General features: G+C 62.8%; 19 protein-coding genes. 16 read left to right on the top strand and 3 right to left on the bottom strand.

Going from position 1 to position 21,960, the window contains the following annotated elements; genetic code table 11:
* Window positions 1-57: 57 nt before the first annotated feature.
* From NG898_RS12615 to map, 3 genes are all read right to left on the bottom strand, one after another.
* Window positions 58-2,112: a pseudouridine synthase gene (locus NG898_RS12615; RefSeq protein ID WP_252692606.1), complete on the bottom strand. Its 2,055-nt coding sequence runs from the start codon at window positions 2,110-2,112 to the stop codon at window positions 58-60.
* Window positions 2,096-4,684, bottom strand: a complete 2,589-nt coding sequence (locus NG898_RS12610) for a [protein-PII] uridylyltransferase (RefSeq protein WP_252692605.1) — start codon at window positions 4,682-4,684, stop codon at window positions 2,096-2,098. Before NG898_RS12610 ends, NG898_RS12615 begins: the two co-directional genes overlap by 17 nt.
* A 118-nt stretch (window positions 4,685-4,802) precedes the next feature.
* A complete protein-coding gene (map, locus tag NG898_RS12605) occupies window positions 4,803-5,627 on the bottom strand; it encodes a type I methionyl aminopeptidase (RefSeq protein WP_252692604.1) in 825 nt (274 codons plus the stop codon).
* Between the two features lie 304 nt (window positions 5,628-5,931).
* Here map and rpsB point away from each other — a divergent pair, with 304 nt between their 5' ends.
* From rpsB to NG898_RS12525, 16 genes are all read left to right on the top strand, one after another.
* Entirely contained in the window at window positions 5,932-6,675 is a 744-nt protein-coding gene (rpsB, locus tag NG898_RS12600) for a 30S ribosomal protein S2 (protein WP_004626667.1), read from the top strand.
* 250 nt (window positions 6,676-6,925) lie between these two features.
* Window positions 6,926-7,804 (top strand): translation elongation factor Ts, encoded by an 879-nt coding sequence (gene tsf / locus NG898_RS12595; protein WP_024975795.1) that lies wholly within the window; start codon window positions 6,926-6,928, stop codon window positions 7,802-7,804.
* A gap of 292 nt (window positions 7,805-8,096) precedes the next feature.
* Window positions 8,097-8,807 (top strand): UMP kinase, encoded by a 711-nt coding sequence (gene pyrH, locus NG898_RS12590; RefSeq protein WP_009238238.1) that lies wholly within the window; start codon window positions 8,097-8,099, stop codon window positions 8,805-8,807.
* Between the two features lie 176 nt (window positions 8,808-8,983).
* Window positions 8,984-9,544 carry a ribosome recycling factor gene (gene frr / locus NG898_RS12585; RefSeq protein WP_092970556.1) on the top strand — a complete coding sequence of 187 codons (561 nt, stop codon included), beginning with the start codon at window positions 8,984-8,986 and terminating at the stop codon, window positions 9,542-9,544.
* A 52-nt stretch (window positions 9,545-9,596) separates the two neighbouring features.
* A complete protein-coding gene (gene uppS, locus NG898_RS12580) occupies window positions 9,597-10,373 on the top strand; it encodes a polyprenyl diphosphate synthase (RefSeq protein WP_009238236.1) in 777 nt (258 codons plus the stop codon).
* A 3-nt stretch (window positions 10,374-10,376) separates the two neighbouring features.
* Entirely contained in the window at window positions 10,377-11,195 is an 819-nt protein-coding gene (locus NG898_RS12575; RefSeq protein ID WP_252692603.1) for a phosphatidate cytidylyltransferase, read from the top strand.
* A gap of 11 nt (window positions 11,196-11,206) precedes the next feature.
* Window positions 11,207-12,397: a 1-deoxy-D-xylulose-5-phosphate reductoisomerase gene (gene ispC / locus NG898_RS12570; RefSeq protein ID WP_252692602.1), complete on the top strand. Its 1,191-nt coding sequence runs from the start codon at window positions 11,207-11,209 to the stop codon at window positions 12,395-12,397.
* 86 nt (window positions 12,398-12,483) lie between these two features.
* Window positions 12,484-13,872, top strand: coding sequence for an RIP metalloprotease RseP (rseP, locus tag NG898_RS12565; RefSeq protein WP_252692601.1), 1,389 nt, complete (start codon window positions 12,484-12,486; stop codon window positions 13,870-13,872).
* Between the two features lie 115 nt (window positions 13,873-13,987).
* A complete protein-coding gene (gene bamA, locus NG898_RS12560) occupies window positions 13,988-16,285 on the top strand; it encodes an outer membrane protein assembly factor BamA (protein WP_024975789.1) in 2,298 nt (765 codons plus the stop codon).
* Entirely contained in the window at window positions 16,285-16,836 is a 552-nt protein-coding gene (locus tag NG898_RS12555; RefSeq protein WP_252692600.1) for an OmpH/Skp family outer membrane protein, read from the top strand. Before bamA ends, NG898_RS12555 begins: the two co-directional genes overlap by 1 nt.
* Before the next feature lie 10 nt (window positions 16,837-16,846).
* Window positions 16,847-17,920, top strand: a complete 1,074-nt coding sequence (lpxD, locus tag NG898_RS12550; RefSeq protein ID WP_252692599.1) for a UDP-3-O-(3-hydroxymyristoyl)glucosamine N-acyltransferase — start codon at window positions 16,847-16,849, stop codon at window positions 17,918-17,920.
* A complete protein-coding gene (fabZ, locus tag NG898_RS12545) occupies window positions 17,917-18,420 on the top strand; it encodes a 3-hydroxyacyl-ACP dehydratase FabZ (RefSeq protein ID WP_092970542.1) in 504 nt (167 codons plus the stop codon). Before lpxD ends, fabZ begins: the two co-directional genes overlap by 4 nt.
* Window positions 18,417-19,232 carry an acyl-ACP--UDP-N-acetylglucosamine O-acyltransferase gene (gene lpxA, locus NG898_RS12540; protein ID WP_252692598.1) on the top strand — a complete coding sequence of 272 codons (816 nt, stop codon included), beginning with the start codon at window positions 18,417-18,419 and terminating at the stop codon, window positions 19,230-19,232. The genes fabZ and lpxA overlap by 4 nt, the downstream gene beginning before the upstream one ends.
* A 41-nt stretch (window positions 19,233-19,273) precedes the next feature.
* A complete protein-coding gene (gene lpxB / locus NG898_RS12535) occupies window positions 19,274-20,407 on the top strand; it encodes a lipid-A-disaccharide synthase (RefSeq protein ID WP_252693434.1) in 1,134 nt (377 codons plus the stop codon).
* A 4-nt stretch (window positions 20,408-20,411) separates the two neighbouring features.
* Window positions 20,412-21,110, top strand: a complete 699-nt coding sequence (gene rnhB, locus NG898_RS12530) for a ribonuclease HII (protein WP_252692597.1) — start codon at window positions 20,412-20,414, stop codon at window positions 21,108-21,110.
* 22 nt (window positions 21,111-21,132) lie between these two features.
* Window positions 21,133-21,915 carry a TrmH family RNA methyltransferase gene (locus NG898_RS12525; protein ID WP_252692596.1) on the top strand — a complete coding sequence of 261 codons (783 nt, stop codon included), beginning with the start codon at window positions 21,133-21,135 and terminating at the stop codon, window positions 21,913-21,915.
* Window positions 21,916-21,960: the final 45 nt, after the last annotated feature.

Here is a 21,960-nt window from a genome sequence, read left to right as displayed (position 1 = left end):
AAAAAACCGGTCAGCGCGCAATGCGTTGACCGGCTTTTTTCTTTAGGCAGAGCTGTCTCAGAACTTCTCGAACGGCCCAAGGAAGCGCCACTGGCCGACTGGCAGGTCGCCCAGCACGATGCTGCCCATGCGGATGCGCTTGAGGCCTACCACCTCCAGTCCCACCTGTTCGCACATGCGGCGGATCTGGCGTTTCTTGCCTTCGCGCAGCACGAAGCGCAACTGCTCTTCGTTCTGCCAGCTCACCTTCGCGGGCTTGAGTTCTTCGCCGTCGAGCGACAGGCCAAAGCGCAGCTTCTCCATCAGCTCTTCCGGGAAGACCTTGGAGATGTCGCGCTCGACCAGCCCGTTGGGCGAATCCCATACCACGCGGACCAGGTATTCCTTCTCGACCGTCGAATCCTCGCCGATCAGGTGGCGCGCCACGCGGCCGTCCTGCGTCAACACCAGCAAGCCTGTGGAGTCGATATCCAGTCGGCCGGCTGGCGCCAACGCCCGGCGCTGCCAAGGCGCGAAGCGCTTGCGCGTGGGGTCGCCTTCCCACTGGTTTTCCGGCACGAATAGCGAAACGGCCGGCTGATAGCCGTCTTCTGCCTGGCCCGACACGTAACCGACCGGCTTATGCATCAGCACGGTCACGCGCTCGCCTTGCTCGGATCGCGCCGACTGATGGATCTCGATGATCGCATCCGGTTTGACGCGCGATCCAAGCTCCGTGACCGGCTCGCCGTCCACGAGCACCCAGCCGCGCGGAATCCATTCATCGGCCTCACGGCGCGAGCACAGACCCAGTTCGGACATGCGCTTGGACAGACGCACCAACCCGCTCGATTCGGTTTGCTGCGCCTGGCGTGGTGCTTGCTCCTCGGCATGACGCGGAGCGCGTTCCTCGCGCTCGGGCCGTTGCGGACGGGCCGGACGATCTTCAAAGCGGCGCGGCGGACGATCGTTGTCAAAACGACGCGGGGGGCGTTCGTCATCGAAACGGCGGGGCGGGCGTTGGTCGCCATCACGACGCGGTGCGCGTTGATCGTCGCCATAGCGCCGCGGCGGCCGTTGCTCATCGTCGAATCGGCGTGGCGGGCGTTGGTCGTCACCGTAACGGCGCGGCGGACGCTCATCGTCAAAGCGACGCGGAGGACGTTGGTCACCATCACGACGGGGTGCACGTTGATCGTCGCCGTAGCGTCGCGGGCGTTCGTCATCGAAACGGCGGGGCGGCCGTTGGTCGTCGCCGAACTTGCGGGGCGGGCGTTGCTCATCGTCAAAACGTCGCGGAGGGCGTTGATCGCCCTCACGACGAGGCGCGCGTTGATCGTCGCCATAGCGTCGCGGGCGCTCGTCATCGAAACGGCGTGGCGGGCGTTGGTCGTCACCGTATCGGCGCGGCGGCCGCTCATCGTCAAAACGTCGCGGAGGACGTTGATCGCCCTCACGGCGCGGCGCGCGTTGATCGTCGCCGTAGCGGCGTGGGCGTTCGTCATCGAAATGACGGGGCGGGCGCTGATCGTCATCGAAACGACGGGGCGGGCGCTGATCGTCATTTAACCGGCGCGGCGGGCGCTGCTCATCGTCAAAGCGCCGCGGGGGGCGGTCGTTGTCGAATCGACGCGGGGGACGTTCGTCGTCGAATCGGCGAGGCGGCCGATCTTCGAAGCGTCGCGGCGGACGCTCATCGTCAGAGCGACGGGGCGGCCGTTGCTCGTCGCTGAATCGGCGCGGCGGACGCTCGTCATCAAAGCGTCGCGGTGGGCGATCGCCTTGCGTGCGGCGCGGCTTGGCGTCGCGCGTCTGGCCATCGTCGTCGCGTCGCGGAGGACGTGCGGGGCGCGGCGGCTTTCCGGCACCTTCTTCCGGCTTGGGGCGGCGCTGCGATGGGCGCAGGGGCTGGCGCTCGCGGTTCAGGTCGGACGAGCGCAGCGGCTTGCCTGTGGAACGTACGGCATTGCCTTCGTCGTCACGGCGCACGCCGAGCGTGGCACGCTTGCCCGGGCGGGTGGCGCGCTGGGTCGGGTCGCTGGCGCCGCGCTTGTCGTCGTCGCCGGGAAAATCATCGGAATCGGTAGTCATGAATCTAGACCGGTAAGGCTGGCGCTCAGATGGCGAGCGCATCAAGCAGCTCGCTTTCAAGCTCGAGCTGCAGTTTGTTGTCCTGGGTCAGGCGAGTGCCGTCGACCAGGAAGATGTCTTCCACGCGCTCGCCGAGCGTGTTGATGCGCGCGGTGTGCACCGACACGCGACGGTGCGCGAGCACGCGGGCAATCGCGTAGAGCAGACCGGTGCGGTCTGTCGCAGAAATGGAGAGCAGGTAATACTGGCCGCGCTCGTCCGCACGCAGGTCGACACGGGGCTTGATCGGGAAGCTGCGTGACTGCCGCGAAATGCGCCCACGCGGCGGCTCGGGCAGGGCGGTTTCGCGCGAGATCTGCTCGGCCAGTTCGTGTTCGACCAGCGTGATGATGTCGCGGTAATGGCCGGGCTCCACCAGGCCGCTGCTGGGATCGGCCACCTGGAAGGTGTCGAGCGCGTAGCCGTGTTTGGTGGTGTGGATCTTGGCGTCCAGAATCGTCAGGCTCTTGCGCTCGAAGTAGCCGCAGATGCGTGCGAAAAGATCGGGCCGATCCGGCGAGTACACCGCCACCTGCAGGCCGACGCCCGCCGGTGAAATGCGCGCGCGCACGATGGGGATCGTGGTGTCGACGCGGTTGTAGAAGTGCCGCGTGAACCAGGCGATGTCGCGCGCGTCGTGGCGCAGGAACACGCCCACGTCGAGCTGTTTCCAGAGCGCCTCGTGCGCGGTGTCATCCAGTGCGGCCAGACGCAGCAGGGCGCGCGCTTCTTCCTTGCGGCCTTCGAGCACCGCGTGCGGGTCCGTGGTGGCACCACCGAGCACGCGCAACGTCATGCGATACAGGTCTTCCAGCAGCTTGCCCTTCCAGGCGTTCCACACTTTCGGGCTGGTGCCGCGGATGTCGGCAACGGTCAGCAGATACAACGCGGTCAACCGACGCTCGGTGCCGACCAGATCGGCGAAATGACGGATGACCTCCGGATCGCCCAGGTCCTGCTTCTGCGCGACCTGGCTCATGGTCAGATGGTGTTCGACGAGCCAGACGATCAGGTCGGCGTCTTCCTTGGCAATGCCGTGTTCCTTGCAGAAGCGTCGCGCGTCGGACATGCCGAGCACGGAATGGTCACCACCCCGTCCCTTCGCAATGTCATGGAACAGCGCGGCCACGGTCAGTACCCACGGCTTGTCGAAGTTCGCCATCAACTGGCTGCAGAACGGAAACTCGTGCGTGTGCTCGACGATGGCGAAGCGGCGGATGTTGCGCACCACCATCAGGATGTGCTGGTCGACCGTGTAGACGTGGAACAGGTCGTGCTGCATCTGCCCCACGATGCGGCGGAAGTTGACCAGGTAGCGGCCGAGCACGCTGGTCTGGTTCATCAGGCGCAGAGCGTGTGTGATGCCCTGCGGCTGCTGCAGGATCGACAGGAACAGCGCGCGGTTGGCCGGATCCTTGCGCCATTTGGCGTCCATCAACGTCCGCGCGTTGTATAGCGCGCGCATCGTGCTGGCTGCCAATCCCTTGATGCCTCGCGTCTGTTCGTACAGCAGGAACGTTTCAAGAATTGCCGTCGGTTCGCGCTGGTAGAGATCGGCGTCGGCAATTTCGAGCATGCCTTGCCGTTCAACAAAGCGATCGTTGATCTTGCGCGTGATACCCAGCTCGCTCGGGAACAGCTTCGCTTCGATGTTCTGCAGCACCACGGTATTGAGCTGCGTGACGGCCTTGGCAACCCAGTAATAGCGGCGCATGAGCTGTTCGCTGGCGCGCTTTGCGGTGGTCGGACGGTAGCCGAACGACTCGGCCAGTTGCGTCTGCAGGTCGAATACGAGAACGTCCTGGCGACGCCCGGCTAGTAAGTGCAGCCGCGCCCGCACGGTTTTGAGCAGACGTTCATTGCTGGTCAACTCCTGCGCTTCACGGCGCGTGAGCAAGCCGTTGGCAAGAAGCTCATTCCAGCTCGAACCGAAACCGGCCGCGCGCGTCATCCACAGAATCACCTGCAGATCGCGCAGGCCGCCAGGGCTTTCCTTGCAGTTCGGTTCAAGCGAGTAGGGCGTGTCCTGGTACTTCGCATGCCGCTGGCGCATTTCCAGCAGTTTCGACTGGAAGAAATCTGCCGCGTCGAGGTGGCCTTGATAGTGCGTCTCGAACGTGCGGTAGAGGCCTTCATCGCCGGTCAGCAGGCGTGCTTCCAGCAACGAAGTGCGTACCGTGACGTCCTGTGCGGCTTCATTGATGCATTCGTCGACCGTGCGCACCGACGAGCCGATGTCCAGCCCCATGTCCCAACAGCGGCCAATGAAGGCCTCTAGCCGGGCCTCCAATGCCTTGTCTGCGGTGCCCGGTAGCAACAGGAGGATGTCCACATCGGAATGCGGAAACAGCTCGCCGCGCCCGTAGCCGCCCACGGCAATCAGCGCGCAGTCGGCTGGCATCTGCTCTTCCTGCCAGAGCCGCACCAGCGCACGGTCCACCGCGCGCGCCAGCTTGGTCACGAGTTGCTGAACGTTGGCGTGCTGGTCGAACTGCGCGAACAGGTGTGCGCGCTCAGCTTTCAGGGCGTCGCGCGGATGGGCTTCTTCGGCAGGGGCGGCAGCAGCGGAGGGCATGAGTGGAGCGTGAATGAAACAGCGACCGGAACGAGCCGGTCGCTGCAAGAGTTGAGCCGGTGCGAGGCGAGATCAGCGCGACGGTGCTGCCGCTGACGATGCGGCTCGCCCGCGAGGATCAGGCCGTGGCCGGCGAGCCTTCGTGTACGAATTCCGGTGCCGGCGGCGTCAACGCCGACACGGTCAGCACCTCGTGGCCGGTTTCCGTCACCAGAAGCGTATGTTCCCACTGCGCCGACAGGCTGCGATCGCGCGTCTTGACGGTCCACTGGTCGGGCATCGTGCGGATGTCGCGCTTGCCTGCGTTGATCATCGGTTCAATCGTGAAGATCATGCCGGCCTTCAGCTCCATCCCGGTACCGGGGCGGCCGTAGTGCAGGATCTGCGGATCTTCGTGGAATTTCTTGCCGATGCCGTGGCCGCAATATTCGCGAACCACGCTATAACCTGCGGCTTCAGCATGTTGCTGGATCACGTGGCCGATGTCGCCCAAGCGTGCACCGGGACGCACCGCGGCGATGCCCTTCCACATGCATTCGAATGTGACCTGCGTCAGGCGCTTGGCGAGGATTGACCCTTCACCCACGACGAAGGTGCGGCTGGTGTCGCCGTAATAGCCTTCCTTGGTGATGACGGTGATATCGAGGTTGACGATGTCACCGCTCTTGAGCACCTTGTCGCCCGGAATGCCATGGCAAATCACATCGTTGACCGACGTGCAGATCGATGCCGGGAAGGGCGGATAGCCCGGCGGCGCATAGTTCAGCGGCGCCGGCACAGTGCCTTGCACGTCACGCATGTAAGCGTGGCACAGCTGGTCCAGCTTGCCCGTCGTCACGCCGGGCACGACGAACGGAGTGATGTAGTCCAGAACTTCGGACGCAAGCCGGCAGGCCACGCGCATTTGCGCAATGTCTTCGGCGGTGTGAATGGTAACGGCCATGCTGTGACTCTTTCTGCACGCAAGCGCGCGAAGCGCCGCGTCGTGGCTAAAGTGTGAATTATCGCACCAAAGCGCCCCGGCCGGGGTTTTCGGGCGCTGGGCGCCAGCCTCGGCCCGTTTGCTGCGAATGCTCGGAAGGTCTTGAGTCGATTGGGTTTTTGCCGCTATAATCGCTGGCTAAGCAGTCGCTGGCCGTGTGGTCGGTGGCGCTTAAAATCGCGAGCCGCTTCACCGCGGGTGTCCGTCGTAACGCATGCAACGGATGTCTGAGGCGGCTTCAGACCTAACCCGACTGGAGAATTTCATGTCCGTGACCATGCGCGAAATGCTGGAAGCCGGTGTCCACTTTGGCCACCAGACCCGCTTCTGGAACCCCAAGATGGCCCCCTTCATCTTCGGCCATCGCAACAAGATTCACATTATCAACCTGGAAAAGACGCTGCCGATGTACCAGGACGCACTGAAGTACGTGCGCCAGCTGGCAGCCAACCGGGGCACCATTTTGTTCGTCGGCACGAAGCGTCAATCGCGCGAGATCCTGGCTGAAGAAGCGGCTCGCGCAGGTATGCCGTTCGTCGACAGCCGCTGGCTCGGCGGCATGCTGACCAACTTCAAGACGGTCAAGACCTCGATCAAGCGCCTGAAGGACATGGAAGTCGCCAAGGAAGCCGGCGCGACCGAAACCATGAGCAAGAAGGAAGCGCTGATGTTCGAACGCGAAATGGACAAGCTGGTGAAGTCCATTGGCGGCATCAAGGACATGGGCGGCATTCCGGACGCCATCTTCGTGGTGGACGTTGGCTACCACAAGATTGCCGTGACCGAAGCCGCTAAGCTGGGCATTCCGGTGATCGGCGTGGTTGACACGAACCACTCGCCGGAAGGCATCGACTACGTCATCCCGGGTAACGACGACTCGAGCAAGGCTGTTGCTCTGTACGTGCGCGGCGTGGCCGACGCGATCCTGGAAGGCCGCGCCAATGCGGTTCAGGAAGTGGTTGAAGCCGCTCGCGGTGGTGACGACTTCGTCGAAGTCCAAGAAGGCTAAAGACAAGAAGGCGTGCGCCCGTGGCTTGATTGCGCGGGACGTGTGCCAGGCCGCACCTGATGCAACGCATCGGGGCTGATGGCCAGACAGGGGCGCGTAACAAACGCCCCTTTTTTTTGAAATTTGTCATGCGGATGTCCCACGCGCGTCGTATTTCGTGGGGCGGCCGGATGAAAACCGGACGACAGGCCGGCGCGAGGCGAGGAATCCGCTTGCGACCGGACGACGATCTGAAACAAGGAGCATGAGAATGGCGGCAATTACCGCAAGCATGGTTGCAGAGCTGCGCGCGAAGACCGACGCGCCGATGATGGAATGCAAGAAGGCCCTGACCGAAGCCGAAGGCAACCTGGAAAAGGCCGAAGAAATCCTGCGTGTGAAGCTGGGCAACAAGGCCGGCAAGGCTTCCAGCCGCGTCACCGCTGAAGGCGTGGTTGCAGCGTTCGTCGAGGGCACCACGGGCGCCCTGGTCGAAGTGAACTGCGAAACCGATTTCGTTTCGAAGAACGACGATTTCCTGGCCTTCACGAACGATGTTGCCAAGCTGATCGCTCAGAAGAACCCGGCTGACGTGGCTGCCCTGTCGGCCCTGTCGATCGGCGACGAAACTGTTGAGGCCGTGCGTACCCGCCTGATCGGCAAGATCGGCGAGAACATGACGATCCGCCGCTTCCAGCGTTTCGAAGGCACCCAGCTGACTTCGTACCTGCACGGCACCCGCATCGGCGTGATGGTGGCATTCGAAGGCAACGAAGTGGCGGCCAAGGACGCAGCAATGCAGGCTGCCGCTATGAAGCCGGTGTCGCTGTCGGCTGACGATGTGCCGGCTGAGCTGGTCGCCAAGGAGCGCAGCGTTGCTGAGCAGAAGGCTGCCGAATCGGGCAAGCCGGCTGAAATCGTTGCCAAGATGGTGGAAGGCAGCGTGCAGAAGTACCTGAAGGAAGTCTCGCTGCTGAACCAGCCGTTCGTGAAGAACGACAAGCAGACCGTTGAGCAGATGCTCAAGGCTGCCAACACGACCGTGAAGGCTTTCACGCTGTACGTGGTGGGCGAGGGCATCGAGAAGAAGCAAGACGACTTCGCTGCTGAAGTGGCTGCCCAAGTGGCCGCCGCCAAGCAACAAGCGTAATGCTGCGACGGCCGTTTTCGATGGTGCGGCGATTCACACTCCGGCGCAGGCCGGGAGGTGTCGTTTCCACCATTGGCGCAGCCGTATAATGCCGAACAAACAGGGCACCGAAAGGTGCCCTGTTTGCAGGTGCAGCCTGCTTGCGCGGGCATCGTCGGGGGTGTTTTCTGACGGCTTCCGCGCAAGAAGGTTGCGGGATGTGCGAAGTCCCCGCTTTGCGCATCGTTGTCATATCCGCAGCGTCATTTCCCTTTTCCTGTTTCCCGTACCAGGAATCGTCACGAGGATCTCCATGCCTGCCTATAAGCGCGTTCTACTCAAACTTTCCGGCGAAGCCCTGATGGGCGACGATGCCTTTGGCATCAACCGCAGCACCATCGAAGGGATGGTTAACGATATCGCCGAAATCGTGAAGCTGGGCGTGCAGGTGGCAGTGGTGATCGGCGGCGGTAACATCTTCCGCGGCGTCGCGGGCGGCGCCGCCGGCATGGACCGGGCCACGGCCGACTACATGGGCATGCTGGCCACCATGATGAACGCGCTGGCCCTGCAGGACGCCATGCGCCATGCCAACCTTGAAGGCCGCGTGCAATCGGCGCTGCGCCTGGACCAAGTGGTCGAGCCGTATATCCGTCCGCGCGCGATTCGCCAGTTGGAAGAAGGGAAGATCGTGATTTTCGCCGCCGGCACCGGCAACCCGTTCTTCACCACCGACACCGCCGCTGCACTGCGCGGCTCGGAAATCGGTGCGGAGATCGTCCTCAAGGCCACCAAGGTGGACGGCGTGTACACCGCCGATCCGAAGAAGGATCCGAGCGCGACCCGCTACACCACCATCACGTTCGACGAAGCCATCTCGCGCAACCTGCAGGTGATGGATGCGACTGCATTTGCGCTGTGCCGAGATCAGAAGCTGCCAATCAAGGTGTTCTCGATTCAGAAGCCGGGTGCACTCAAGCGGGTGATCCTGGGTGAAGACGAGGGCACGCTGGTGCACGTCTAAAGCCAGCGGCGAGCCTGCTTGCAGGCCCCTTTTTTTACCGTTCGCTGACCCAGCGTAAATGGCGTTGGCGAGCGGCTTCCATGTAAAATCGCCTATTGTCTTTTTGGTCTTGCCGGTGCCCTGTGTCGTTTTCCGGGGCGCAAGTTGGCAGACCGCCGTTATCGTTCGGAGGAAGTATGAGCGTCGCCGATGTCAAAAAGAATGCCGAGCAGAAGATGCAGAAGTCGATCGAGGCTCTCAAGACGGATCTGGCCAAGATCCGTACTGGCCGTGCCCACACCGGTCTGCTCGATCACGTGCAAGTCGACTACTACGGCTCGATGGTGCCGATCAGCCAGGTGGCCAACGTGACCCTGGTGGATGCACGCACGATTGGCGTGCAACCGTGGGAAAAGAAGATGGTGCAAGCCGTCGAGAAGGCCATCCGTGAAGCGGACCTCGGCCTGAACCCCGCAACCATGGGTGACATCATTCGCGTGCCGACTCCCGCACTGACCGAGGAGCGTCGCAAGGAACTGACCAAAGTCGTGAAGGGCGAGGGCGAAGATGCCAAGGTGGCCGTGCGCAACCTGCGTCGCGATGCCAACGAACAGCTCAAGAAGCTGGTGAAGGACAAGGCCATCTCGGAAGATGACGAGCGTCGCGGCGGAGACGACGTTCAGAAGCTGACCGACAAGTTCGTCGCCGAGATCGACAAGCTGGTCGCCGAGAAAGACAAGGAAATCATGACGGTGTAAGGCCGTCTCCTGCCGCCGGCGCATTGGGCGCAAGTGGCGGGAAGCCCGATTCATGCATATTAGTTCCACACTGGCGGTGCCTGACACCGCCGATACGCCGCGCCACGTTGCCGTCATCATGGACGGTAACGGCCGCTGGGCCACCGAACGGCATCTGCCGCGCGTGGCCGGGCATAGTCGCGGCCTCGACGCCGTCCGAGCAACCGTTGAAGCGGCGGCACGCCGTGGCGTCGGTTACCTGACGCTGTTTGCCTTCAGCTCCGAAAACTGGCGTCGTCCTGCAGAGGAAGTTACCTTCCTCATGAAGCTGTTCATGACGGCTCTGCGCCGCGAAGTGAGCAAGCTCCATGACAACGGCATCCGCCTGCGCGTGGTGGGTGATTTGTCGGCGTTCAGCCCGCGCATCCAGCTTTTGATTCGCGAAGCTGAGGCCAAGACGGCTGCCAATCCCGGTCTGACTGTCACGATCCTCGCCAACTACGGTGGGCGCTGGGACATCCTGCAAGCCATGCGCGCCTTGTTGGCGGCGCAGCCCGGCATTGCACCCGACGCCATCACGGAAGAGATGCTTGCGCCGTACATGGCCCTGTCTTACGCGCCGGAGCCGGATCTGTTCATTCGTACCGGCGGCGAGCAGCGCATCAGCAACTTTCTGCTGTGGCAGCTTGCCTATTCCGAGCTGTACTTCACCGATCGCTACTGGCCCGATTTCGACGCCGCTGAACTCGATCGCGCCTTCGCCTGGTATCGCAACCGCGAGCGCCGCTTTGGCCGCACCAGCGCGCAGCTCGATCCCGATGTTCCCCCCGCGCTTTCTGCCGGAGCCTGACACATGCTGCTGACTCGCGTCATTACCGCTGTCTGCTTGCTGATTGTCATCCTGCCCATTCTGTTCTTTGCGCCGCCCGCCGGCCTGGCCGGGCTCGTGACGGTATTTGCAGCCCTCGCCGCGTGGGAGTGGGGGCGTCTCGTGCGCCTGCCAGGCTGGTGGGGGCCGATTCTCTATGCGGTCGTTGTCGTCATGCTGACGATCGCCTGGCACGATATTCCGATTCGCGGTGATGTGCAGCCGTTGTTCCATGGCGCGGTGATCGCATGGGTGATCGCCTGGGCGTTGCTGGCGGGCGGCGTGCGCGAGTTGCATGGCACGCGCAGGGTCGTGTTCACGCTGTTGGGCTTGGTGATGCTGCCCGCGTTCGTGTATGGCGCCATTGAATTGCGCACGCATGGCGTCGCCTTTTTGCTTTCGGTGGCATTGCTCGTGTGGGCGGCCGATGTTGGCGCGTATTTTGTCGGCAAGGCCATTGGTCGTCGCAAGCTTGCTCCGACCATCAGTCCGGGCAAATCGTGGGAAGGTGCAATCGGTGGCGCGGTGCTGGTCGCGGTAATCGCCACCGTGGCCGGCATCACGCATTGGTTTGCGCCGACGTGGTTCTCGCACGAGTTTGACCAGCGCGGCGCGGTCGCGGCCCTGGCGCTGACCATCTTGCTGGTCGCTGCAAGCATTGGCGGTGATTTGTTTGAATCCCTGCTCAAGCGTCAGGTCGGCATGAAAGACAGCAGCCGCCTGTTGCCCGGCCACGGCGGTGTGCTCGATCGCATCGACGCGCTGCTGCCGGTGTTTCCGCTGGCTGCGCTGCTGATTTCCTGAGGCGTCTGAACATGATGCGTTTGACCGTTCTTGGCGCCACCGGCTCCATTGGCGACAGTACGCTCGACGTGGTGCGCCGTCACCCCGACAAGTACAGCGTTTTTGCACTAACCGCCAACGCGCAGGCCGACAAGCTCGCGGTGCTCTGCCGTGAGTTTCGCCCGAAGATGGCGGTGCTGGGTTCGGTCGCGGCGGCGGAGGCATTGCGTGACCAGCTTGGCGCAGATGCTGGCGGCATCGAAATCCGTTCTGGCACCGAGGCCTTGGAAGAGGCTGCTGCCCACCCCGACTGCGATGCTGTGATGGCCGCTATCGTTGGGGCGGCCGGCTTGCGTCCGACGCTTGCCGCCGTGCGCGCAGGCAAGCGCGTGCTACTGGCCAACAAGGAGGCGCTGGTGATGTCCGGCGCGCTCTTCATGGACGCCGTGCGTCAGCATGGCGCCACCGTGCTCCCGATCGACAGCGAGCACAATGCCATCTTCCAATGCTTGCCGCAGCAAGTTCCGCAGTTCGGGCGTGGCGTGTCGCGCATCGTGCTGACGGCATCGGGTGGCCCGTTCCGCACGCGCGCTGTGGAGTCCCTTGCGGATGTCACGCCAGATCAGGCTTGCGCGCATCCGAACTGGGTCATGGGACGCAAGATCTCCGTCGACTCCGCCACCATGATGAACAAAGGGCTGGAGGTAATCGAGGCCCACTGGCTGTTCGGCGTGCCTGTCGAGCATCTCGAAGTCCTGATCCACCCGCAGAGTGTCATCCATTCGATGGTCGGCTACGACGATGGCTCGGTGCTGGCGCAACTCGGCAACCCCGACATGCGCACGCCGATTGCCTACGGCTTGGCATATCCCGAACGCATCGATGCCGGTGTTCCGCTGCTCGATCTTGTCACCACGGGCGCGCTGACGTTCGAGGCGCCGGACCTGCGCCGTTTCCCTTGCCTGGCGCTGGCCTTTGACGCAATGCGCGCCGGTGGTACGGCACCTGCTGCACTGAACGCGGCCAACGAGGTGGCTGTCGAAGCATTTTTGCAGCGCCGCATCCGGTTCACCGAGATTGCAGCCGTGGTGGGCGACACGCTCTCCCGTACCTCCATCGTGCCCGCCGACTCGCTCGACACCGTTTTTGAAGCCGACGCCCAAGCACGTCAGCAGGCTGAACGCTATATCGCGACCGTATGCGCGCAACTGCCGGCCGCGTGAAAGCGCGCTGTCAGAGCAAGCGAGTAACATAGCGGCTTCGCGCGGCGCAGCCCCGCGCGTGCCCTTCAGTGCATCCGGAGAAGGTTTTGCAGACCGTTTTAGCGTTTGTCTTTGCGATCGCGGTACTGATCGTCATTCACGAATTGGGCCACTACAGCGTCGCGCGCCTGTGCGGCGTGAAGGTGCTCCGGTTTTCCGTTGGCTTCGGCAAGGTGCTGTTCCGCCATGTGGGCCGCGGCCCTGACCGCACCGAATGGACGATCTGCGCCATTCCGCTGGGCGGCTACGTCAAGATGCTGGGCGAGGGATCGCGAGACCCCGAGAAAGACCCGCCCATCCTCCCCGAAGACCTCCCGCGCACCTTCGATCAACAGCCGGTCTACAAGCGGTTCGCCATCGTGGCTGCTGGCCCGATCGCCAATTTCCTGCTCGCGATTGCGCTCTATGCAGTGCTGGCATGGGTCGGCGCAATCGAGCCGTTGCCCATCCTCGGCGCTCCGCCACCGGGCAGCATTGCCGCCCAGGCCGACCTGCATGCCAGGGACCGCGTGATCGCAATCGGTACGGACGATGAAACACCTGCGCCCGTGCGCAGCTGGAGCGATGTCCGCATGCGGTTGTATTCGGCCGGCATCGCGGGGCGCGACGCGCTTGTACAAGTGCGCGGCACCGATGGTGCCGAGCGCACCGTCCGTCTGCACGGCTTGCCGAGCGCAGCCCGTACGCCGCAGGCAGACGTGATTGACCAGATCGGTTTGCGCCTGCTGGGCGGTCCCGTCACCATTGTCGACGTGCTTCCTGCCAGTGCCGCGGCACGCGCCGGGTTGAAAGCCGGGGATCAGATCGTTCGCTTTGCGGGCCAGCCCGCCGATCAGGCGATGGACCTCATCCGCCAGATCCGAGCCATGCCTGAGCAGAACGCATCGATCGATATTCTGCGCAACGATCAGCCCATGACGTTGCCCGTTCGCCCAGATGCAGACGCCGATCCCAAGAACCCCACAGGCCCGAAGATCGGCAAGCTCGGCGCGCAGCTCAACCAGAAGGTGGAAACGGCGATGATCCGGGATGAGCCGGTCGCCGCCTTGGGTCATGCCGTGGGCGAGGTCTGGCGGACTTCGGTGCTATCGCTGCAGGTCCTGGGCAAGATGATCGTCGGTCAGGCATCGCTGCAGAACCTGAGCGGACCGATCACGGTGGCGGACTTTGCCGGCAAGGCGGCAAGCCTTGGCTGGCAGACGTTTGTGAGCTTTCTCGCGTTGATCAGCGTCAGCCTCGGCGTGCTGAACTTATTGCCCGTTCCGGTATTGGATGGGGGGCATTTGCTGTATTATTGCGTGGAATTTTTGACTGGCCGACCCGTGCCGGAATCCTGGCAAGCAGTCCTTCAGAAGATCGGCGTCGCCTGCATCCTGCTTCTCACTTCGCTCGCCCTGTACAACGATTTGAGTCGGTTGTTTCTGACTCGTGGCTAGACCGTATTCGAATTGGGTCGGTAAGCCGCATCGTTGCCACCGGCGTGAGCGGGCAACTCAGGGTTTTGAAAACACTCAGAAGTGGATTCCGATTGAATCCAACTAGGGGATTAGATTGATCAGACAACATCGCTTCCCGCTCAGCGTGCTGGCGGCTTCCGTGCTGACCGTTACTGCCGGTCAGGCTCATGCAGTGGAGCCGTTCGTCGTCAAGGACATTCGCGTGGAGGGGGTGCAGCGCGTCGAGCCGGGCACCGTGTTCGGCTATCTGCCCGTGAAGGTGGGTGAGACCTTCACCGACGAGAAGGGCGCCGAATCGATTCGCGCGCTCTACAACACCGGCTTCTTCAAGGACGTTCAGATCCGCTCCGAAGGCAATGTGCTGGTGGTGCGCGTGGAAGAGCGTCCGGCGATCTCGCAGCTCGAGTTCATCGGCTTCAAAGAGTTCGACAAGGAAGCGCTGCGCCGCACGCTGCGCGGCGTGGGTGTGGCTGAGGCTCGTTACTACGACAAGTCTCTCATCGACCGTGCCGAGCAGGAAATCAAGCGCCAGTATGTTTCGCGCGGCTACTACGCGGCTGAGGTGACGACCACCGTTACGCCGGTGGATGCCAACCGTGTGTCGATCACGTTCACGGTGGACGAAGGTCCGACCGCCAAGATTCGCCAGATCAATATCGTCGGCAACAAGGCCTTCAAGGAAGGTGACCTGCGCGACGAGATGCAACTGTCCACGCCGAACTGGCTGTCGTGGTACACCAAGAACGATCTGTACTCCAAGCAGAAGCTCACGGCTGACCTGGAAGCGCTGCGCTCGTTCTATCTGGATCGTGGCTACCTGGAATTCGCCATCGAGTCGACCCAGGTGTCGATTACGCCCGACAAGAAGGACATTTACCTGACGCTGAACATCCACGAGGGTGAGCAGTACAAGGTATCGGACATCAAGCTGACCGGCGAGCTGCTGGGCAAGCAGGCCGAGATGGAGAAGCTCATCAAGCTCAAACAGGGCGATGTCTTCTCTTCGGCCAAGCTGTCGTCGACGACCAAGTCGATTACCGATCTGCTTGGCACGTACGGTTACGCTTTCGCCACCATCAATCCGCAGCCGCAGATCAACCAGAAGGACCGCACTGTTGCGCTCACGTTGGTGGTCGATCCGGGCCGCCGCGTGTATGTGCGTCGCGTGAACGTTGTCGGCAACAGCAAGACTCGCGACGAAGTCGTGCGCCGCGAAATGCGTCAGATGGAAGCCTCGTGGTTTGACGGCGAGAAGCTGCAGCTTTCGCAGAACCGCGTGAACCGCACCGGGTACTTCACCGATGCCAACATCACGACGGAAGACGTGCCCGGCACGACGGACCAGGTCGATGTGAATGTCAACGTGACCGAAAAGCCGACCGGCCAGATCAACCTGGGCGTGGGCTTCTCGTCGACCGACAAGCTGGTGCTGTCGGCCGGTATCCGTCAGGACAACGTGTTCGGCTCCGGCACGAGCCTCGGCCTGGATGTGAACACGTCCAAGTCGAACCGCACCATTGCCGTGACGCAGTTCGATCCGTACTTCACGGTGGATGGCATCAGCCGTTCAACCGAGCTGTACTACCGCACGTACCGCCCGCTGTACTACACGGGTGACCAGGACTACCGTGTCGTGCAACAGGGTGGCAACGTTAAGTTCGGCGTGCCGTTCTCGGAAACCGATACCGTCTTCTTCGGCATTGGCTACGAGCGCACGACCATCGACGTGACAACCAACACGCCGCTGGCCTACCAGAACTACGTCGCGAAGAACGGCCGTATCACCAACAACTTCCCGATCACCATTGGCTGGTCGAAGGATCAGCGTGACAGTGCGCTGGTGCCGACGCGTGGCCGCTATCAGCAGGCCAACCTGGAGTTCGGTATCCCGGGCGGCGATCTGCAGTACTTCCGCGCGTACTATCAGCACCAGTATTTCTACCCGCTGTCGAAGTCGTTCACGATGGCGTTCAACAACGAAATCGGGTACGGCCACGGTTACGGCGGCAAGGACTTCCCGGTGTTCAAGAACTACTACGCCGGCGGTATTGGCTCGGTGCGCGGTTACGAAACCAGCACGCTGGGCCCGCGCGACGCCAACGGCGTGGCCATCGGTGGCGCAAGCAAGTTCGTCGGCAACGTGGAATTCATTTTCCCGCTGCCGGGTTCGGGCGTGGACCGCACCGTCCGCCTGTTCACGTTCTTTGACTACGGTAACGTGTTCGCCGAAGGTCAGCCATACAAGCTGGGCGACATGCGCTACTCGACTGGTTTCGGTCTGTCGTGGCTGTCGCCGATCGGTCCGCTCAAGATCAGCATGGGCTTCCCGATCAAGCGCAAGACCGAAGATCAAACGCAACGCTTCCAGTTCCAGATCGGGACTGCATTCTAATGACTGCATTCATCATGAAATCCACGCGCATCACGTTGTCCCGCATGGGCGTGTCCGCTGCTTTCGCCGCACTTGCCGCAGCCAGCTTTGCGCTGCCGGCGACGGCGCAGGAAGCGCGCATCGCCGCTGTCAATTCCGAGCGCATCCTGCGCGACTCGCAACCTGCCAAGGCCGCCCAGGCCAAGCTGGAAACCGAGTTCGCCAAGCGCGACCGCGAGCTGCAGGACATGGCCGCCAAGCTCAAGGGCATGTCGGACAAGCTGGACAAGGATTCGGCCGTGCTGGCCGATTCCGATCGCACCCGCCGTCAGCGTGAACTGTCGGACCTGGATCGCGACTTCCAGCGCAAGCAGCGCGAATTCCGTGAGGACCTGAACCAACGCCGCAACGAAGAGCTGGCCCAGGTGCTCGAGCGCGCCAACCGTGTGATCCGTTCGATTGCAGAGCAGCGCAAGTACGACCTGATCGTGCAGGAAGCCGTGTACGTGAACCCGCGCATCGACATCACGGACGAAGTGCTCAAGTCGCTGAATTCGCAATCGGCCAAATGAGGTTGTTCGCATGTCGTTTTCGCTTGGTGAACTTGCTGCGTCGCTCGGCGCGACCGTCCAGGGTGACGCAGGCCTGATCGTCAAGTCGATCGCGCCGCTGGATCAAGCGGGCGCCGATCAGCTCGCTTTTCTCTCCAATCCGCTGTACCTCAATCAGGCAGTGAGTTCCGGTGCGGGGGCGATCATCGTGTCGCCCCATGATCTGGAAACGCTCGAAAGCCAAGGCCACGCTGCTGGCCGGAACTGGCTCATCGCTGCCAACCCGTATGCTGCGTTTGCTCGCGTCGCCCAGCGCTTTGTTGCGCTGGCGGCGCGCCCCCTTGTGCCTGGCATTCACCGGACTGCCAGCGTGGAAGAGGGCGCCACGGTGCCAGCGTCGTGCTCCATTGGCCCGAACGTAACCATCGAAGCTGGCGCGGTGCTCGGCGAGCGTGTGCGCATCGCGGGCAACAGTTTCGTTGGCGCCGGTGCCCGCATTGGCGATGACACGCTGCTCTACGCGAACGTTTCGATCTACCACGGCTGCGTGGTCGGTGCGCGCTGCATTGTGCATAGCGGCGTCGTGATCGGCGCGGATGGCTTCGGCTTTGCACCCGACTTCGGTCCGCAGGGCGGCGAATGGGTGAAGATTCCGCAGGTTGGCCGAGCCGTGATTGGCGACGACGTGGAGATCGGCGCGAACACTGCCATCGACCGCGGTGCGATGGCCGATACGGTGGTCGAGCAGGGCTGCAAGATCGACAACCAGGTGCAGATCGCGCACAACGTACATGTGGGCGCCTATACCGTTATCGCCGGCTGCGCTGCCATTTCGGGCAGCACGAAGATCGGGCGCTACTGCATCATCGGCGGCGCGGCCAATTTTGCCGGCCACCTGACCATTGCTGACCGCGTGACCGTCTCAGGCGGTACATCCATTACCAAATCCATCACCAAGCCCGGTGGCCACTTCACCAGCGTTTTCCCATTCATGCCGCATGGCGACTGGGAGCGTAACGCGGCCATCGTCCGAGGCCTGACGCGCATGCGCGAACGGTTGCAACAACTGGAACAGCGGGTCAAAGACCTGCAGCAACAATCATGACCGAAGCAACGAATGCGACGAGCGCGACCCCCAGCGTCGTCTGCGATTTCAACATCAAGAAGATTCTCGACCTGCTGCCGCATCGCTACCCGATGCTGCTGGTTGACCGCGTGATTTCGCTGGAGCCGCGCAAGTCGATTACGGCCATCAAGAACGTGACGTTCAACGAGCCGTTCTTCAACGGGCATTTCCCCGGTCACCCGGTGATGCCGGGCGTGTTGATGCTCGAGGCACTGGCGCAAACCGCTGCGCTGCTGACCTTCGGCGAGGCGGACCACGAGCGCAAGGAAAACCAGCTCTACCTGTTCGTGAGCATCGACGGTGCACGCTTCAAGCGGCAGGTGATCCCGGGCGACCAGCTTGTGATGACGGCTGAGCTGCTGCGCTCGAAGAGCGGTATGTGGAAGTTCAAGGTGTACGGCAAGGTTGACGGCGAAGTCGCCGTGGAAGCCGAAATCATGTGTGCCGTGCGCGAAGACAAGTCCAAGGGCGAGGCATGACGCAAGCACAGAAGATCCACCCGACCGCGCAGATTGATCCGAAGGCCGAACTCGATTCGAGCGTCGAGATCGGCGCGTTTACGGTCGTGGGCCCGAACGTGCGCATGGGTGCGGGCACGCGCGTCGGCCACCACACGGTGGTCGAGGGCTACACGACGCTGGGCCGTGACAACAGCATCGGCCACTTTGCATCGGTGGGCGGCCGCCCGCAGGATATGAAGTATCGCGACGAGCCGACGCAGCTGATCGTCGGCGATCGCAATACCATCCGCGAATTCACCACGATCCATACCGGCACTGCGCAGGATGCCGGTATCACGTCCATCGGTGATGACAACTGGATCATGGCCTACGTGCATATCGCACACGATTGCCGCGTGGGTAACCACACTGTGTTCTCGAGCAACGCGCAGATCGCGGGCCACGTGGAAGTGGGCGACTGGGCGATTCTCGGCGGTATGTCGGGCGTACACCAGTTCGTGCGCATCGGCGCGCATGCCATGCTGGGGGGCGCATCGGCGCTAGTGCAGGATGTGCCGCCGTTCGTAATTGCCGCAAGCGACAAGGGCGGCAACAAGGCCGCACCGCACGGCATCAACGTGGAAGGCTTGCGCCGCCGTGGCTTTACCGCCGAGCAGATCACTGGTCTGCGCCAGGCGTACAAGCTGCTCTACAAGAGCGATCTGAGCTTTGATCAGGCCAAGGCGGAAATCGCCGCCCAGATCGCTCAGACGGATGACGCCCCCACGCACGAGGTGTTGACCGCGTTTGCTGATTTCATTGCCGCTACCAAGCGCGGCATCGTGCGTTGAGCGAGCAGCTTCAGAACACCGCGCCGGTGCGCCGCATCGGCATGGTGGCCGGCGAAGCTTCCGGCGATTTGTTGGCCTCGCTGCTGCTCAAGGGGTTGCACGCACAACTGCCTGCCGACATCGCCTACAACGGAATCGGCGGGACCCGCATGACGGAGCAGGGTTTCCAGTCGAACTGGCCGATGCACAAGCTGTCGGTCAACGGCTACGTGGAAGTGCTCGGCCAGCTGCGCGAGATTCTTACGATCCGCAAGGAACTCAAGCAAGACCTGCTGGAGAGGCCGCCGCTGGCCTTTATCGGCGTCGATGCGCCCGACTTCAACTTCAACGTCGAGATCGCCATGCGGCAGGCGGGTGTGCCCGTGGTGCATTTCGTGAGCCCGTCGATCTGGGCGTGGCGTGCCGGCCGTATCAAGACGATCGCCCGCGCGGTCGACCATATCCTCTGCCTGTTCCCGTTCGAGCCCGAGATTTACGCCAAGGCCGGCATTCCGGCCACTTACGTCGGGCATCCGCTGGCGGACGAGATTCCGCTGGTGCCGGACATCGAAGGCGCACGTACGCGCCTCGGCCTGCCGTTGGGCCGTAAAGTCATTGCAGTGCTGCCGGGCAGCCGCAATTCTGAAGTGAAGCATCTCGGGCCGACGCTGTTTGCGGCGATGTCGCGCATGCAGGCGGTCGAACCGGATCTGGCGTTCGTGCTGCCGGCGGCCAATGCGACGCTGCGCGAGCGCATTGATGCCATGCGCGCGGAGCACCCAGGCCTGCATCTGTGGGTCGTCGATGGCCAGTCGCACGCCGCCATGGAGGCGGCTGATGTCATCCTGCTTGCCAGCGGTACGGCCACGCTGGAAGCGGCGTTGTACAAGAAGCCGATGGTCATCACCTACAAGGTGCCCTGGCTGACGGCGCAGATCATGAAGCGCAAGGGCTATCTGCCGTACGTGGGGCTGCCGAACATCCTGTCCGGCCGCTTTGTCGTGCCGGAACTGCTGCAGGATGACGCAACGCCCGAGGCACTCGCGCGTGAAACGTTGTTGCAATTGAGCGACCATGGCAACGCCATGTTCCTGCGTGAGCACTTCACGCAGATGCACCTCACGCTCAAGCAAAACATGGCGGAGATTGGCGCGAAAGTCGTGGTCGATCTGCTGCGCAGTCGCGGTAAGCTTTGAGTCCATGGCCTCCCGCAAACCCAATCCCGACCAGCTTGGCCTGCTGCTCTCGCAAGAGCCGGCGGCCAAGCGTGCACGTCGCATCCTGTGCGGCGTGGACGAGGCTGGACGCGGGCCTTTGGCGGGGCCGGTGACGGCTGCAGCGGTCGTTCTCAATCCGCGCAAGCCAATTAAGGGCTTGGCCGACTCCAAAATCCTGACCGCCAAGAAGCGCGAGGCGCTGTACGACGAGATCGTCGAAAAGGCGCTCGCCTGGCACGTGGCCGAAGCCACCGTCGAAGAAATCGATCGCATCAACATCCTGCACGCGACCATGCTGGCCATGCAGCGTGCAGTGCAGGGCGTGGCCGCGTTGGGCACGCTGCCCGACCTCGTGCAGGTGGATGGCAATCGCTGCCCACAGGTCGCGTTTGCGGTGGAGGCCATCGTCAAGGGCGATGCGCTGGTGCCGGCCATTTCGGCGGCGTCCATCCTGGCGAAGGTCACGCGTGACCGCCAATTGGCCGCGCTGCATATCGAGTTTCCGCTCTATGGTTTTGATGTCCATGCCGGCTATGGCACACCGCAGCATCTGGCGGCGATCGACCTGCATGGCGTGACACCCCATCATCGCCGCTCGTTCGCGCCCGTGCGTCGTGCGCTGGAGGGGATGAGCGCCATCAGCATCGAAACCACCGCTGCAGGCAGCGCTTGGGACGACTGACCTTTTTCTGCTGGGCCCATTCGTGAAGCACATCACTTCCCGCGACAACGCGGTGTTCAAGCATCTCAAGGCGCTTTCGGGCTCGACGCAGCATCGTCGGCGCGCGGGGCAATCTGTGCTCGATGGCGTGCATCTGGTCATGGCGTATCTGGATGCGGGCCACATGCCGGCGCAATGCCTGGTTTCCGAGCGCCATATCCGGCACCCGGAAGTGGCCGCAGTGCTCGAGCGCGTTGATCCAGAAACCGTCATTCTGCTGGCGGACAACCTGTTTGCTCAGCTCACCACCGTCGTCAACGGCGTCGATCTGATGGCCCTGGTCGAGACGCCGGAAGGCAAGTTGCCGCAAAGTATTGATGCGGACTGCGTGATCCTTGATGGCATTCAGGATGCCGGCAACGTCGGTTCAATCTTGCGCTGCGCGGCTGCTGCCGGCGTGCGTGATGTATTCATGACGCCGGGCTGCGCGTTCGCGTGGTCGGCCAAGACATTGCGCGCCGCCATGGGTGCGCATTTCCACCTGAACATCGTTGAACACTGCACGTTCGAGAGCGTGCATTCGCGCCTCCAGGTGCCGCTGTTGGCGACGTCGTCGCACGCCAAACAGGCCGTGTTCGATGTGCCGCTCAAGGCGCCAGTCGGCTGGGTGTTCGGAAACGAGGGCGCGGGCGTGTCGGAAGAATGGCTTTCTGCCGTGACGACGCCTGTGACGATTCCACAGCCGGGCGGTATGGAGTCGCTCAATGTGGCTGCCGCAGCAGCCATCTGTCTGTTTGAGGCCGTGCGACAACGCCGCGCGGGCTAACCCTTCTTTTTCTCTGTCGATTACCGGTCACACGGCGTTTTCAAA

The sequence above is a fragment of the Ralstonia mojiangensis genome, assembly GCF_023955645.1.
Classification (GTDB): Bacteria; Pseudomonadota; Gammaproteobacteria; order Burkholderiales; family Burkholderiaceae; genus Ralstonia; species Ralstonia mojiangensis.
Note: the sequence above shows the minus strand (reverse complement) of the source record. Positions and strands in the feature narration are given on the sequence as shown.

Excerpts from the sequence above, each read along its gene's own strand:
- lpxD (WP_252692599.1), top strand. The coding sequence starts at position 16,847 with ATGTCGTTTTCGCTTGGTGAACTTGCTGCGTCGCTCGGCGCGACCGTC.
- NG898_RS12610 (WP_252692605.1), bottom strand. The coding sequence starts at position 4,684 with ATGCCCTCCGCTGCTGCCGCCCCTGCCGAAGAAGCCCATCCGCGCGAC.
- map (WP_252692604.1), bottom strand. The coding sequence starts at position 5,627 with ATGGCCGTTACCATTCACACCGCCGAAGACATTGCGCAAATGCGCGTG.
- NG898_RS12555 (WP_252692600.1), top strand. The coding sequence starts at position 16,285 with ATGACTGCATTCATCATGAAATCCACGCGCATCACGTTGTCCCGCATG.
- fabZ (WP_092970542.1), top strand. The coding sequence starts at position 17,917 with ATGACCGAAGCAACGAATGCGACGAGCGCGACCCCCAGCGTCGTCTGC.
- NG898_RS12615 (WP_252692606.1), bottom strand. The coding sequence starts at position 2,112 with ATGCGCTCGCCATCTGAGCGCCAGCCTTACCGGTCTAGATTCATGACT.
- frr (WP_092970556.1), top strand. The coding sequence starts at position 8,984 with ATGAGCGTCGCCGATGTCAAAAAGAATGCCGAGCAGAAGATGCAGAAG.
- tsf (WP_024975795.1), top strand. The coding sequence starts at position 6,926 with ATGGCGGCAATTACCGCAAGCATGGTTGCAGAGCTGCGCGCGAAGACC.
- rpsB (WP_004626667.1), top strand. The coding sequence starts at position 5,932 with ATGTCCGTGACCATGCGCGAAATGCTGGAAGCCGGTGTCCACTTTGGC.
- lpxB (WP_252693434.1), top strand. The coding sequence starts at position 19,274 with ATGGTGGCCGGCGAAGCTTCCGGCGATTTGTTGGCCTCGCTGCTGCTC.
- ispC (WP_252692602.1), top strand. The coding sequence starts at position 11,207 with ATGATGCGTTTGACCGTTCTTGGCGCCACCGGCTCCATTGGCGACAGT.
- NG898_RS12575 (WP_252692603.1), top strand. The coding sequence starts at position 10,377 with ATGCTGCTGACTCGCGTCATTACCGCTGTCTGCTTGCTGATTGTCATC.
- uppS (WP_009238236.1), top strand. The coding sequence starts at position 9,597 with ATGCATATTAGTTCCACACTGGCGGTGCCTGACACCGCCGATACGCCG.
- lpxA (WP_252692598.1), top strand. The coding sequence starts at position 18,417 with ATGACGCAAGCACAGAAGATCCACCCGACCGCGCAGATTGATCCGAAG.
- pyrH (WP_009238238.1), top strand. The coding sequence starts at position 8,097 with ATGCCTGCCTATAAGCGCGTTCTACTCAAACTTTCCGGCGAAGCCCTG.
- rnhB (WP_252692597.1), top strand. The coding sequence starts at position 20,412 with ATGGCCTCCCGCAAACCCAATCCCGACCAGCTTGGCCTGCTGCTCTCG.